The following is a 13,696-nucleotide window of genomic DNA, read 5'->3' as shown; positions in this document are numbered from 1 at the left end:
GGAAGGATCAGCGCGACATTTTTACTGATGCAAAAAACAAAATGGAGGTGTAAGGATGAAATACTCAAAAAGTGAACTGCTTAAGTTTTATGAGCAGTTAGTGCTTGGGCGTAAGTATGAAGAAAAAATTATTGCTTTTCTGGCAAAAGGCAAGCTTCAAGGTTTTTTTCATCTGGGTATTGGACAGGAAGCTGCACAGGTTGGAGTTATTAATGCTCTAGGGCCCGATGATTATCTGGTTCCGACTCATCGTTTTCATCCCGGCCTGGCAAATAAGCTTGATTTAAAAAAGCTGACTGCGGAGCTGTTTGGCAAGAGCACCGGATATAATCGGGGCAAAGCATTTACCTTTCATATATCCAGCAAGAAGGATAAAATACTGCCGGTCAATGGTATGCTAGGTGCAGGAATACCGGAAGCCGTAGGTTATGCCTGGGCCTTGAAACAAGACAAAAAAGATGCGGCTGTGGTATGTGTTATGGGTGATGGAGCAGCGAGTGAAGGAAATGTGCATGAAGGCATGAACATCGCAGCTTTATTAAACGTTCCTATTGTTTTTTACATAGAAAATAACGGGTGGGCCATTTCCAATCCAATATACGAGCAGACCAAGATAAAGGATCTCTCCATACGCGGCATGGCTTATGGCATGCCCGGGGTAACTATTGACGGCAATGATGTTGTCAAGGTAAAGGAAACAGTTGAAGAGGCAATAGCTAAAGCTAAGAAAGGCGAACCCAGCGTAGTTGAGGCCAAGACTTATCGCTTTAGAGGGCATTTTGAAGGAGACCCTTGTTTCTATCGTGATAATAAGGAGTATGAAGAAGCGCTTAAGGGCGATTGTATCAAGAGGATGGAAAAGCTCCTGTTAGAGCAAGGTGTCACAAATATGCAGCTTGAAGAAATTGCCGAGAGTGTTCAGAAACGGATAGATGAAGCCTTTGATTATGCTGAAAATGCACCTATGCCTACCCCTGAGGAAACGTTAGACCTTGATCAGGTATATGCTACAAATCTGGGAGGTGAACTGCTATGAGAGAAATTACTTTTTCCCAAGCTGTGATGGAAGCCCAAATGGAAGAAATGGAAAGAGACCAGAACGTGTTTATCATCGGTGAGGATGTAGCCAAGATGGGCAGCGCTTTTGGCCAGTGCGCAGGACTCTATCAAAAGTTCGGCTCCAGCCGTATATTCAATATGCCTATCGCCGAATCCGGATATGTTAACTTTGCAGTGGGTGCTGCCATGGCCGGCAAAAGGCCCATAGCTGAAATGCAATTTGCCGACTTTATAGTTTTGGCTTTTGATGCTGTCGGAAATCAAGGGCCAAAGCAACGTTATATGTCCGGCGGCGAGCTGAGCGTGCCGCTGACAGTGAGAGCGCCCCAGGGCGCTGGTTTTGGCGCAGCGGCGCAGCATTCTCAATGTGTTGAAGGCTGGTTTATGAATTTTCCCGGGCTGAAGATTGTCATGCCTTCAAATGCATATGATGCCAAGGGCTTGCTTAAAGCCGCTATCCGTGACAATGATCCTGTACTTTTCCTGGAACATAAGGCTCTTCTTGGAATGAAGGGAGAAGTGCCTAAAGGAGAATATACTATTCCTTTGGGCCAGGCTAAAATAGTTAAGGAAGGCAAGGATGTGACGGTTATTGCGCTTCAGGCTTTAGTTCATCAAGCTCTGGAAGCAGCTAAGGAACTGGCAAAGGAAGGGATAGATGTGGAAATTATAGATCCGCGCTCCCTGATACCTTTAGATAAAGAGACTATCGGACAGTCAGTTAAAAAGACCGGACGAGCAGTCATTGTGCACGAGGCACCTAAGAGGGGCGGAATCGGAGGGGAAATCAGCGCTGTCATAAGCGAATATTTCTTCCCTTATCTCAAGGCGCCCATAAAGAGATTGGGAGCGGCCAATGTGCCTCTTCCTTTCGGAATGCCTGAACAGTATTGTCTGCCCAATAAAAACACCATCATAGAAAGCGTGAAGGAGATTTTAAAGTAAATAAAATTTGCTATAAATGGATAGAGCTAATCAAAATGAGGAGTGGTAGTATGGTTTCTATAAATTTAAATGGTAAAGCGGCTATTGTTACAGGTGCAGCAGGAGGATTGGGTAAAGCCATTGCTCTTAAGCTTGCCGAAGCGGGCTGTTCTGTAGGGATCGCCTATCGCAGCAATGATGAAGGAGCTTTAAAGACTGCAGAAGAGATCAGAAAAATGGGTGCAGCATCAAAAGTATTCAAAGTTGATACTGTTAAAGAAAAAGAGGTTTTCAATTTAGTTGATGCTGCAGTAAAGGAATTCGGAAGGCTGGATATTATGGTCAATAATGCGGGTATTGGTCTGATGAAGCCAATATTGGATCTGACCCAGCAAGAAATAGACAATCTAATCGACATAGACCTTAAGGGCACCATTAACGGATGCAGGGCGGCCTTGAAGCATATGATTCCCCAAAAAGAAGGTAAAATCGTGAACATATCCTCAATCGCTGCCAAAATGGGGGCACCTCAAGCAGCAATCTATGCGGCAGCCAAAGCAGGGATCATAGCTCTCACCAATTCGCTGGCCAGGGAGGTCGCACAAGATAATATAAACATCAATGCTGTTTCCCCAGGTATTATCAGAACAAATATGTGGGAAAAGCAGCTCGATCTTATGACTAACAGTGGAGATGAAAAGGTAAAAGATGAAGCTTTTAAAAGCTTCTCCGGTAGCCAAATACCACTCAAGAGACCCCAGGAACCTAATGATATCGCTAACATGGTTCTATTTCTCGTTTCTGATTTAGCCCAGAATATAACTGGTCAGAACATCAATGTGGATGGCGGGAGTGTCATTTACTAAATATTTGCAGTTAAAGGACTTTGACCTGAATAAAAGTTTGCAGGTCAAAGTCCTTTGTTCTTTATCCTTGACTAAAAAGCTGATAAGGTGAAAACCATATAAGGAGGATTATGTGATGAGCGGAAAAAGTGTTGTGGATATTGCAGTATTAGGGGGCGGCCCTGGCGGGTATGCTTCTGCATTGGCAGCGGCAAGACTGAAAGCGAGCGTGACGCTGGTGGAATATGAAACCTTGGGAGGAACCTGCCTGAATGTGGGCTGTATACCTACCAAGGCATTGAACCGCTGCGCCCAAGCGTATCAAGACACAATAAAAGCCGGTATGTACGGTGTTCACGCCGATAATGTCAAACTGGATTTTCAGAAAGCCATGAAATTCAAAAATCAGACTGTCAACCAGCTTACGGGTGGAGTTCAATATCTTTTGAATGCAAACAAAGTCAATATATTAAAAGGAAAAGGGCGTCTGATTTCCAATAGCTCCATTTTAGTAACTAAGGATGATGGTAGCACAGAAGAAGTAGTTGCGAAAAACATTATTATAGCAACGGGATCTAAGGAAATTGAGATACACGGATTTCCCATAGATGGGAGAAATGTGATCAACAGTACCCATGCTCTTGCTCTTTCGGAGCTGCCGAAAAAACTGGCTATCATAGGAGGAGGAGTTATAGGAGTGGAGTTCGCTTCTATATTTAGACGGATGGGAGCAGAAGTGTCCATTGTGGAGCTTTCTCCATCCCTCATTCCAAATGAAGATGAAGAAACAAGAGAAGCCCTCAAATGGTCTCTTGAAGAAAATGGTATAAGGATTTACACCAATTGCGTAGCACAGAGCTATGAAAAGTGTGGCATTGACGGCGGCATGAGCCTGAAGATTGAACAGAAGGACGGAAGCCATGTAAAAATTGAATGTGATAAAATTTTGGTTTGTGTAGGGAGAAAAGCGTCTGTTGAGGAAATTGGTTTCTCGGAATTGGGGGGAGATATAAAAAAAGGACGCATCGTAACCGATAACAGCATGAAGACAAATTTGGACGGGGTGTATGCAGTAGGTGATGTGACCATGAGTGAACAGTTAGCCCATGTCGCATATCAGGAAGCCAGGACGGCAGTTTTGAACATCATGGGTAAAGCATACGAGATCGATTATAGTGCAGTTCCTCATTGCATCTATTCCAGCCCGGAGATCGGCAGCGTAGGGATGAATGAGCAGTTAGCCAGAAAAATATGCAGCGGTGCAGCAGTAGCAAAGTCCTCATTTCAGGGCAATGGCAAGGCCTTGATAGAAGGGCAGGGGGACGGATATGTCAAGGTTATATACAACAAGGAAGACGGCAGAATACTGGGCGGATCTATTTTGGGCTCCAAGGCTACCGAGCTCATTGCGCAACTGGCCTTGGCCGTGAATAAAAAGTTGAGTGTAATGGATGTGATAAAAACTATACATGCCCATCCTACTTTGTCGGAGGCTGTGGGAGAAGCGTGTCTGGCAGCTATAGGTCTGGAATTGCACGGCTAGGCTTTCAGGGACTTCTTAATAATCCCCATCTTATATAAGATGGCCATTCTGCTGCTCACATTAAGCTTGTTGAATATGTTGTCAATATGAGTTCTGACGGTATTGCTGCTGATATATAATTTTTCACTGATTTCTCGGTTGTTTAACCCTTTGGAAATAAGTTCAATCACTTCCAATTCACGCTTTGTAAGATTGTAAATCTGTGCTGAGCATAAAAGATCTATTTTTTCTTTAGCTGAATTTTTAACTATATAGATTTGATAGTATGTTTCAATGCCTTTATAAATACTGGGAATGATTGAGAGTGAAATTTTAAATGTATATTGTTCAAAATTAGTATAGATGCAAGAACATGAGGTGATCTCATTAAGGTTTAAGCTCGATAAGACCATATTTATAATATCCTGAACAGGGTTGGGACAAAATTTATCATTAAGAATATCCCTGCAGAATGATTTAGCAATTTCATTGTAGTTGACCAATGAACGGCTGCCATCTAGAATTACCAAACCGATGGGCAGCTGGGAGACACAATTTTCATACATAAAATTTTCATGCTTGATTTGGGAGGTTTCCTGGTATTTATAAAGGTGATAAGCTATATATTTTGATAAATAAGTTAATATTTCTAAGTCTTTGGCTCTGAAATCCCCTTCTTCTTTTGACCTGAATACGCCTATTCCTCCAACCAGCTTATTATCTACATTCAAAGGGAGAGCAACCTCATAATAGAGGTTATCCTTCTTTAAAAAATCATTATAATACTCAGTGTCTTCAAATTGCTTATAAGGCATAATATCTGATATGGTAATGGCTTTTTTTGTGAGCATGAGCTGAGTAGAGAGGTTGACGGGATGAAAGATATCAGTTTTAAAGTAGTGCTGAGTGTACATATAGCAAAGCTTGTTGCTGATATTTAAACCCAGGGGATTGGTAAACATGCCGTTTTCATCCACAAGCAAAAAAGTCAGATTATTATATTTAAAAATATCGGCCAGATGCTTTAACACTCTATACCGGTAATCTCCTTCGCTTTCTTGTATTAGAGAAAGAAACCTGAGAATATTCTCATAATCATTTGCTTGCATAAGCTTCTTATCCATGCTGACACTCCTTTGTATAGAATAAATCAGTTATTTGCTGTTAATGTTATCTTTCTATAAAAGTTCAGAGTTTCCTCTAAAAACTCAAGAATGTTTTAAATATTCTTATAATTACTTCGATCCCTTCTTATCTTTGCCTCTGCTTTGCTCAGAAGCAAATACCTGGCCATATCCTTGAGTTCCGAACCGGAGTATTTTTCATAGCTCTTCAAAAGCGTTCTCATCATGAGATGCTTTTCTTTTGTGAAGGAGGGAGCATTCGTGAGCATGAAAAAGCATAGATCAGCCAAGTCCATGCGACCATCGCCGCGCTTCATTTCCTCAAAATCAAGACCATATATCTTATTATCGCTGTATATGAAGTTTTTCAGATTCACGTCACCCTTCAGCATGCTGAAGGCTCCGGCGGATATTTGATGCAGCTTGCTCATCCATAAGGCCAACTCATCAATCCAATCTCCCGTATCAAGGCTTTCCGCCAAATCATTCACCAGAATTCCTTCGATATGCTGTAAGAACAAGCGGCTTTCATCTTTATATATCACTTCGGGTACAGACAGCCCGGCCCGGCGGAGCATATTCAAGTTATTATACTCTACAGCCAATAAGTGAGCCCTTTCATTTTCATACTTCTTCATCACCGCTAAAACAGCAGAGGAGGAGGTATGTATTTTTACCTTATATACATGATTTCGCTTGCTGCTGAATTTTTCCACTATCTCTATATCCATTATACAGGCTCCCAATCCATGGCGGTGCTTTCCACCAGATCCGTAAGCCTCTCTATATCAGTAAAGGCATTGATGACGGAAAGATTTTTAAAGCGGGATATTTTGTTGCTTATCACGCCGCTTAACACAAATACGCTGGGATGCATGCGCTCCACCACATCTTCGACAGAGGATGCGCATAAAATCTTGGGAACCTCAAAATCCGTTACCCCTTCCAGTATTACAAAATCCTGATCATAGAATTTTAATATCTCAGGCATAGGCAATCTTTCCTTAAATAAAATATCCGTTTCATAAAGGCCGCGGGCGGTAACCAGCCCGGCTCCGGCTTTTCTATGCCTGTCCGTATTGGAGCCCTCCATGTCTATGGAGAACTCTTCATAATGTATATCCTTCACTGAGCCTACGGTATAATTGCGTTTGATGAGCTCCTTTATTATGCACTCTACCGTTGTGGTCTTGCCCGATTTTGAATATCCGTAAACCGATATGACTTTCATTTCGACGGCCTCCTTAGTAAATTGCTTTGCTGTGCTATTATGGCAGGCAGATAAAAATTATGATGATCAGCATTAAAGCTGCCAGTATAACAGTATAATCTGGTCCCCTCATTTTCAATATGCAATAGTCGGTTCTGCATGGGTATGCTCTGAAGGCTCTGCATTCCATGGAAAGGGAGATGTACCTGGCCCTGCTCAAGGCTTTAGCCACAGAAGGTGTCAATATGCAGGCATACAATGAAAGCTTCTGCCTTAGCGGTATCTTATCCAGATCCGCTCCTGCCAGCTGCACTGCAGCAATTGAGTCCGAAAACTCTTCTCTAAACAAAGGCAGAAATTTCATCGCCAGAAGAACCATAAAGGCAATCTCATAGGGCAGCTTCATTTTCGTCAGGCCGTATACTATCTCCAGAGGAGGTGCGGATGCAACTATCAGGGCAGAGAATATGACTATGGACATTCTCAACATTATGGATATGCCGCTCTCCAGTCCCATGGTGGTCAGTATCCTTATATTCCCTATACTAAATATGGTTTCTCCCCCTGAAGTAAATATGCTCTGCACCAAAGCCAATACCAGGAAGAAATACCAGAGCTTTTTTAACCTTTTCACCGATGCGGATAAGCAAATTGAAAAAAGCTTGCATAAGATCATGGTCATCAAAAGCAGCCAGAAAAGAGGCCATATTTCTCTTATCAATACTGCTGCTGATGAAATGATAAACAGTATGATGATCCTGGTTCTGGGGTCCGGCCTTATCATCGGATGTCAACTCCTTTTGGGTTAAGGTTAAGGATTGTATCCACATGGTGAATCAGGAATTCATCCTCATGGCTTACTATAATATAGCCTTTGCCTTCTTCCTTCAATGCTTCGAGGCATTTATCCAGCTGCTTTCTGCGCAATATATCCAAGCCTGTAGTAGGCTCATCCAGTATGACGAATTCCACATTACGTGAAAGCACAGAGGCCAGGGCCAGTCTTTGTTTTTCTCCTCTGCTCAGCTCCAGAGGAGAGGAATCCTTATATCTGGCAAGGTCAAATATTTCAAGATAATGCTTAAGCTTATAGTCCGCATCATCCTTGCAATCCGCATTCCCATATATGAAGCTGAAGCTCATCTGCTCCCAAACCGTAGGGCAAAACAGCTGCTTGTCAGGGTTCTGAAAGACATAGCCTACTTTTTTACCTATATGGGATAAGGAAATATTATTTATATTCTTGCCATCGAGATATATTTCACCTTGCTGAGGCTTGAGAAGCCCGAGCATAAGCTTGATCAAAGTGGTTTTTCCGCAGCCGTTTGGCCCCATAAGTCCTACATGTTGATCTTTCTCTATTGCAAAGCTTATATTCTCAAAAAGCTTATTTATTCTGGTATAGGAAAAAGTCAGTGAGTTTGCTGTATAGAAGCTCACGGTTCTCACCTGCCTTGATTCTTTGTTCTATCCTGCCGTCTTTCATGAGCAGGATAGTATCGGCCATCATAAGGTTTTCAAGGTCATGGTCGATGACTATGATGGTTTTGCCTTCTCTTTGAAGCAGCTTGATCCTGTCAATGATGAGACCCCTATTATCACTATCCAGCTGTGATAAGGCTTCATCAAGTATGATGACCTCGGGATCAAGGCTCAAAATGGAAGCCATGGCAGCCAGATGCTTCTCGCCGCCGGAAAGCAGAGATGGATTTTGGCTTCTTAGATGCTCTATGCCGAGAGTTTTTAAGACTCTTTCAATCATTTCTTCTATTTCCTCATAGGAGAGGCACAGATTTTCCGCAGCAAAGGCTATTTCAGCCTCTACGGTAGGCAGAAAAAGCTGATTGTCCACATCCTGGAAGACAATGCCGATTTTTTTGGACAATGCCGGCAGGCTGAGTTCTCTTATGCTTCTGCCTTCCAACAATATATCGCCTTCCATGATGCCCGGCAGGCTTTTGGGTATGGCTCCGCACAGGCAGAAAGCCAAAGTGGTTTTTCCGCAGCCGCTTAAGCCTGCAATTGCAGTGATGCTGCCTTTTTCAATCTTCATATTGATTGAATCGAGTATCATAGGACCGGCTTTTGCATATCTGAAGGATAGGCTTTGGACTTCTAATATGGGGTTCATTCTAAGGTTACCTCAACAACATATTTGCACCAGCGCTGGCTGAAGGAATCCGATACGGCTATAAGCTGGAAGGGGCCGCTTCCTCCGTTTTTCATATTTCCAAGAGGCTTGCCGTTTTTCTCATAAGCAAGGTAAACGCTGTTGTCAGCCAAAACTTCATTGGGCGATAATGCTATTACATAGCCGTCCAGCCCTTTTACTATTATTTTTGAAGAAGACTTTATCGTCTCATCGCTTATGGAGATCTTGTTCAATGCATCTTTAAGCAGCACTCCCTTGAATTTTCGGGAAGCGGGACCCGAGGAGGAAGTATCTTCTACAGCCTTGAATTCCTTTGAGTCCAAGCCGGTGATCTCATCAAAACTAAGCCTTGCCGAGTCCTCACCGGAGACAAAGCTGATCATTCCTTCTTCATCTGAAGCCTTATTAACAGACTTCATATTGATGTAGCTCAATGAGAGTGTTAAAACCGTCAAAATTGCAATTATCGCTATAAGCTTTTTATTTTTCATCTGCATCACCCTGTTTATTTATAGCCTTAGTTATTCTAAATGCTATGAGACCTCCCAGCCCTCCCGACAGCGACGCCGCACTGAGGGAAAGGAGCATGGGAATCATAGGAAGCCGGAAAAACATTAAAGAGGACAAAAAAGTCCCTGAAACATTGGCCAGAAGGCCAAGGGTAAAAAATCCCGCCGGGCTCATGAGCTTGTCTTTCAGAAGTTTAGCCGTCATATCTGCCAAAAGTCCTGGCACGGTGTATGTGATCATGCTGATGGCTCCGTGGGTTCCGTATACTCCGGTGATCATGACTAAAAGAGCCTGCACAAGGCCTATGAGAGTACCCGTGCCTATTTTCCTTGTCATGCCCAGGCCCAAAACTATCCAAAGCATATAAAAGCCGCCGGCGGCGGCGCCTCCGGGTATATAAAGAGGGCCTGTGATTATATGGACCAAAGGCACTATTATCGGCTTTATGCCTACTCCCAAAGCGGCGGTGAGTGAAATCACCACAAGATCGAACATGGAAAATCTTTTTAAAAACTTATTCATAGGCCACCTGCTTGCAATTTAATCTGTATAATGGGTATAAATAAATCTGCCTCGCAGAAAATGCCGTGATTGCCGCCGCCTTCTTCATCATGCATGCCATGGTCTGAGGTTATTATAATATCTCCCCTATAATCCTTTATCATATCTTCTATATAAGAATCCAAGATCTTGAGCTGCTCCAAAGCCTCTTGGGAGCTTGGCCCGTACTCGTGGCCAAAATCGTCGAAGGAGTGGAAATGAACCAGTAGAATATGGGGAGGATTTTGAATCTCCTTCATAGCGCTTTCATATATTTCATCATCGATGGTTCCATTGCCGTTTTCATCTATGTTTAAAATGGTCTCAACCTCTGTCGTAAGTATTTTTATATTTCCTTCTATGACCTTTGAGGTCTTACCTTTTCCAGAAGCTCTGTCAAATATGGCAGGCACCATTAAGGGGTTTTTCTCCCTGCTGTGTATGCCCGTATATTTTGGTGTCTCTCCCGTAACCATGGATGCAAAGGCCACATCGGTAATAGGAGGATATACTGTGAGAGCCCTGGTACCCTTACCCAGGGACTCCATAAAGGGTATCCAGCCCTCATTTAAGGCTTTTTCGTATTGGTCGTAGCCTAAGCCGTCGATATATATGATTAGGACCTTGTTTTCCATGTCTATAGATTGTAATGCCTTGCTTGATATATCCGTTATTCTCTCAAGAGGAGGGTTTTGGATTATGCCTATGGGATTCTCCACTGTAAAATTATCGGTCTTCACCATTGTTTTATTGCTTATAGTTTTTTTAATTTCTTCAATCGCGTTAGCATAAAGTATATCGCCATCCTGGGTATATACGGCAAATCCCGGGATTTTGCCTTCGGTATTTTTTATTACCGGCAGCTCTGACGGCTTCAGTCTTTGAAAATTGAACGAGGCTTCATTCAGCGGGGGATTCGACCCCCGCTGAATGTTAGTCGAGTCCATGCTGGACTTAACCGCCCTTGGGCACCCGTCTTCTTCCGAGGCGGGGGTCCTAGGGCGGGTTAGTTCAGTGATAACAATGCATGACAGAAGGACCGATAAGATTACAGCTATAATGTAAGAGTTTTTTCTAGACATAAGCGTTTCCCCCGTTTATGCACTGACGGTTATCTGCCATATTTGTTAAACTCAGGCGGGATAGCTCAGATGCATTTATCGTTTTAAGATACATTCTATATATATTCATATTTTCCTTCATAAAGCGCAATTTTCTTTGTATGAAGGCAGTCAAGCTCTATCGGCTTTCAGCTATGGCTTCGGTGCGGATTAAAGCTCTTTATCTCTCCCCTTTTCTAGCTTTGTACAGATGATTTAAGCAGGCCTGTACCCCTTGAAAACTCGGCCTTTGTTATTATTTTATTAACAAAGGCTTTGCTTGTCTGTTCATTGTTTCAGAATGGAAAATGCTGTATAATTAGAAATAAATAAAATATTGTGAGAGGCTGGTGACGATCATGAGCAATAATCTATTTTTTCATAACGGTCAGGGTATATTTGAGGATAGACAGGTAATGTTCAATGGAGAGAAGAAGGTTTGGATGAGCTTGCCAATTCTTACTAGCTGAGGGAAGGGCTTTGTTGTTGACATTTCATATTTTTTCTGCTATAGTTTACGAAATAAATACTAAAGGCTGTGAAAAGAAGCAGTAAGCATTTTGGATTTATCAGAGAGAAGATGGTTGGTGAAAATCTTTAATGAAAGAATGCCGAACCCCTCTTAGAGCTGTGAACCGAACGATTATTCCAGTAAGTTTCATCGGATTTCCTCCGTGATAAGGAAAGAGTATAAGGTGTTATAACATTTTGTATTTTTGAGTGCAGAAGATTTCTTCTGAATTTAGGTGGTACCGCGATTAGTACAGTTCGCCCTAAGTTGATATTATCGACTTAGGGCTTTTTGCATCAAATAAATATATTGGAGGTTTAAGAATGAAAGTCGCAAAGCTTGTAGGAGATAGGTTCAAAGAAAGACCGGCTGATTGCGAAATCGACAGCCATGCTTTAATGCTCCGGGGCGGGTATATGAGATACGTTGCTAATGGTATCTATTCTTTATATACTCCCCTTCGCCGCATCACAAGAAAAATCGAACAAATCATCCGAGAGGAAATGGATGCAATCGACGGGCAAGAAGTTTTGTTTCCCGTTGTTTTACCGGCATCCCTGTGGGAGGAATCGGGGAGATATGCAAGTGTGGGAAGTGAGCTATTGCGTTTCAAGGATAGGAACAGCATCCCCCTTGTTTTTGGAATGACACACGAGGAAGCCGCAGTGCAGCTTGTACGTGAATATGGACAGAGCTATGCAAAGTATCCTTTTATGGTTTATCAAATCCAGACAAAATTCAGGGATGAAGCCCGTCCGCGCGGCGGCCTTATCCGGGCCCGGGAATTTATGATGAAGGATGGGTATTCATTTCATACATCCCAGGAAGACCTTCAGCAGTATTATTACAGATGCCTGCACGCTTATGAAAAAATATTTGCCAGGACAGGTATCCCGGAAGTAATATCGGTTGCATCGGATTCAGGCATGATGGGCGGCAATGTTTCCCATGAGTTTATCCTGCTGACTGATGTGGGAGAAGATTCAATTGCTGTCTGCTCGGAGTGCGATTACCGGGCCAATATGGAAGCCGCCGAAAGCATCGTGCAAAATGAAGCAAGCGAGGCTTCTAAAGAGATAGCCCTTGTACATACTCCGGATATCCATACGATTGAAGATTTGAGCGGCTTTTTGAATATACCGGAAGAGAAGTCCTGCAAAGCCGTTGTATATCAGAAAAACTCGACAGATGAGTATGTCGTCTTATTTATCCGAGGGGATTTGGATGCAAATGAAACCAAGCTCAAAAATTATCTTGGTGAAGATATCCGCCCAGCGGATATTACAGATGGATGCGGATTGAACGCCGGATTTATCGGACCCTATAATTTGAAAGGCGATTTTATAGTTCTTTTCGATAAATCACTTAAAGGCTCGAACAACCTTGCCTGTGGCGGGAATATTCCTGATCATCATTATACAGGCTTGCAGCTTGAGCGCGACTGCGGCGCCATTGAATATCACGATTTTGCCAAAATCAAGGCCGGAGGCATCTGTCCGAAATGCGGCAAACACACCATATCCATTTCGCGCGGAATAGAGGTGGGGAATATTTTTCAGCTTGGCACAAAATATTCCCAAGCTATGAATATGCAGTACCTGGATAAGGACGGCAGCTCTAAATATCCTGTCATGGGCTGTTATGGAATAGGCATCGGCCGCCTGGCGGCATCTGTCTGTGAAGCGCATCATGATGCGTACGGGCCGATTTGGCCTATGTCAATAGCACCGTGGCAGGTTCACCTTTGCTGCATACGCTCAGATAATCCGGAAGCCAAGAAATCAGCCGATGAATTGTATGAAAAATTGCAAAGCTTAAATGTTGAAGTGATCTACGACGACAGAAGCGTCAGCACGGGTGTTATGTTTTCAGACGCAGACTTGCTGGGCGTTCCGGTCAGAGTCATAGTCAGCCCACGCAACATGAAGGAAAACTGTCTGGAGATAACAACAAGGGATAAAAAGATTTCTATGAAAGTATCACTCGACAAGGCTGTTGAAGCGATTACAAGCCTGGTAAGTGAATTGACGGATGAGGCTTGTTCAGCAAAATAAAGAATTTTATTGCAAGGAGAAAAAGTTTCAGCTCAAAAACCTGCTATTGACAAAGCCTGCTTCTATGATGTATAATAATATATTATTGCCAATAATGGCTGTGAAGAGGACAGTAGCAGGAGAATGCGTATCCAGAGAGATAATC

14 protein-coding genes and 2 other annotated features (1 of these 16 cut by a window edge) are annotated in these 13,696 nt (G+C 42.9%); of the genes, 5 read left to right on the top strand and 9 right to left on the bottom strand.

Annotated elements, in window-relative coordinates:
- The first annotated feature begins 55 nt into the window (after positions 1-55).
- From LJD61_RS07130 to lpdA, 4 genes are all read left to right on the top strand, one after another.
- Complete coding sequence (locus tag LJD61_RS07130; protein WP_255226838.1) at positions 56-1,036, top strand: thiamine pyrophosphate-dependent dehydrogenase E1 component subunit alpha; 981 nt, start codon at positions 56-58, stop codon at positions 1,034-1,036.
- Entirely contained in the window at positions 1,033-2,004 is a 972-nt protein-coding gene (locus tag LJD61_RS07125; RefSeq protein ID WP_255226837.1) for an alpha-ketoacid dehydrogenase subunit beta, read from the top strand. The genes LJD61_RS07130 and LJD61_RS07125 overlap by 4 nt, the downstream gene beginning before the upstream one ends.
- A 50-nt stretch (positions 2,005-2,054) precedes the next feature.
- Positions 2,055-2,849 (top strand): SDR family NAD(P)-dependent oxidoreductase, encoded by a 795-nt coding sequence (locus LJD61_RS07120; protein WP_255226836.1) that lies wholly within the window; start codon positions 2,055-2,057, stop codon positions 2,847-2,849.
- 115 nt (positions 2,850-2,964) lie between these two features.
- Positions 2,965-4,371 carry a dihydrolipoyl dehydrogenase gene (gene lpdA, locus LJD61_RS07115; RefSeq protein WP_255226835.1) on the top strand — a complete coding sequence of 469 codons (1,407 nt, stop codon included), beginning with the start codon at positions 2,965-2,967 and terminating at the stop codon, positions 4,369-4,371.
- Here lpdA and LJD61_RS07110 read toward each other — a convergent pair.
- The 9 genes from LJD61_RS07110 to LJD61_RS07070 all read right to left on the bottom strand — a co-directional run bounded on the left by LJD61_RS07110 (position 4,368) and on the right by LJD61_RS07070 (position 10,968).
- Entirely contained in the window at positions 4,368-5,474 is a 1,107-nt protein-coding gene (locus LJD61_RS07110; protein WP_255226834.1) for a LuxR C-terminal-related transcriptional regulator, read from the bottom strand. The genes lpdA and LJD61_RS07110 overlap by 4 nt on opposite strands.
- Positions 5,475-5,569: 95 nt before the next feature.
- Positions 5,570-6,205, bottom strand: coding sequence for a BUD32 family EKC/KEOPS complex subunit (locus LJD61_RS07105; protein ID WP_255226833.1), 636 nt, complete (start codon positions 6,203-6,205; stop codon positions 5,570-5,572).
- Positions 6,205-6,705 (bottom strand): molybdopterin-guanine dinucleotide biosynthesis protein B, encoded by a 501-nt coding sequence (gene mobB / locus LJD61_RS07100; RefSeq protein ID WP_255226832.1) that lies wholly within the window; start codon positions 6,703-6,705, stop codon positions 6,205-6,207. Before mobB ends, LJD61_RS07105 begins: the two co-directional genes overlap by 1 nt.
- 37 nt (positions 6,706-6,742) lie before the next feature.
- A complete protein-coding gene (locus tag LJD61_RS07095; RefSeq protein WP_255226831.1) occupies positions 6,743-7,468 on the bottom strand; it encodes an energy-coupling factor transporter transmembrane component T family protein in 726 nt (241 codons plus the stop codon).
- Positions 7,465-8,124 carry an energy-coupling factor ABC transporter ATP-binding protein gene (locus LJD61_RS07090; protein ID WP_255226830.1) on the bottom strand — a complete coding sequence of 220 codons (660 nt, stop codon included), beginning with the start codon at positions 8,122-8,124 and terminating at the stop codon, positions 7,465-7,467. Before LJD61_RS07090 ends, LJD61_RS07095 begins: the two co-directional genes overlap by 4 nt.
- On the bottom strand, positions 8,072-8,815 hold the full coding sequence (locus LJD61_RS07085; RefSeq protein ID WP_255226829.1) for an energy-coupling factor ABC transporter ATP-binding protein: 744 nt from the start codon (positions 8,813-8,815) through the stop codon (positions 8,072-8,074). Before LJD61_RS07085 ends, LJD61_RS07090 begins: the two co-directional genes overlap by 53 nt.
- Positions 8,812-9,327, bottom strand: a complete 516-nt coding sequence (locus LJD61_RS07080; RefSeq protein ID WP_255226827.1) for a molybdopterin-dependent oxidoreductase — start codon at positions 9,325-9,327, stop codon at positions 8,812-8,814. The genes LJD61_RS07085 and LJD61_RS07080 overlap by 4 nt, the downstream gene beginning before the upstream one ends.
- Positions 9,317-9,868 carry an ECF transporter S component gene (locus tag LJD61_RS07075; protein WP_255226826.1) on the bottom strand — a complete coding sequence of 184 codons (552 nt, stop codon included), beginning with the start codon at positions 9,866-9,868 and terminating at the stop codon, positions 9,317-9,319. The genes LJD61_RS07080 and LJD61_RS07075 overlap by 11 nt, the downstream gene beginning before the upstream one ends.
- Positions 9,865-10,968 (bottom strand): alkaline phosphatase family protein, encoded by a 1,104-nt coding sequence (locus tag LJD61_RS07070; RefSeq protein WP_255226825.1) that lies wholly within the window; start codon positions 10,966-10,968, stop codon positions 9,865-9,867. Before LJD61_RS07070 ends, LJD61_RS07075 begins: the two co-directional genes overlap by 4 nt.
- A gap of 547 nt (positions 10,969-11,515) precedes the next feature.
- Positions 11,516-11,765 (top strand) — a binding site (T-box leader).
- Positions 11,766-11,820: 55 nt separating this feature from the next.
- Here LJD61_RS07070 and LJD61_RS07065 point away from each other — a divergent pair.
- Positions 11,821-13,551 carry a proline--tRNA ligase gene (locus LJD61_RS07065; protein ID WP_255226824.1) on the top strand — a complete coding sequence of 577 codons (1,731 nt, stop codon included), beginning with the start codon at positions 11,821-11,823 and terminating at the stop codon, positions 13,549-13,551.
- Between the two features lie 91 nt (positions 13,552-13,642).
- Positions 13,643-13,696 (top strand) — a binding site (T-box leader) (it continues 162 nt past the right edge of the window).

Source organism: Lutispora saccharofermentans (assembly GCF_024363565.1).
GTDB lineage: Bacteria > Bacillota > Clostridia > Lutisporales > Lutisporaceae > Lutispora > Lutispora saccharofermentans.
Note: the sequence above shows the minus strand (reverse complement) of the source record. Positions and strands in the feature narration are given on the sequence as shown.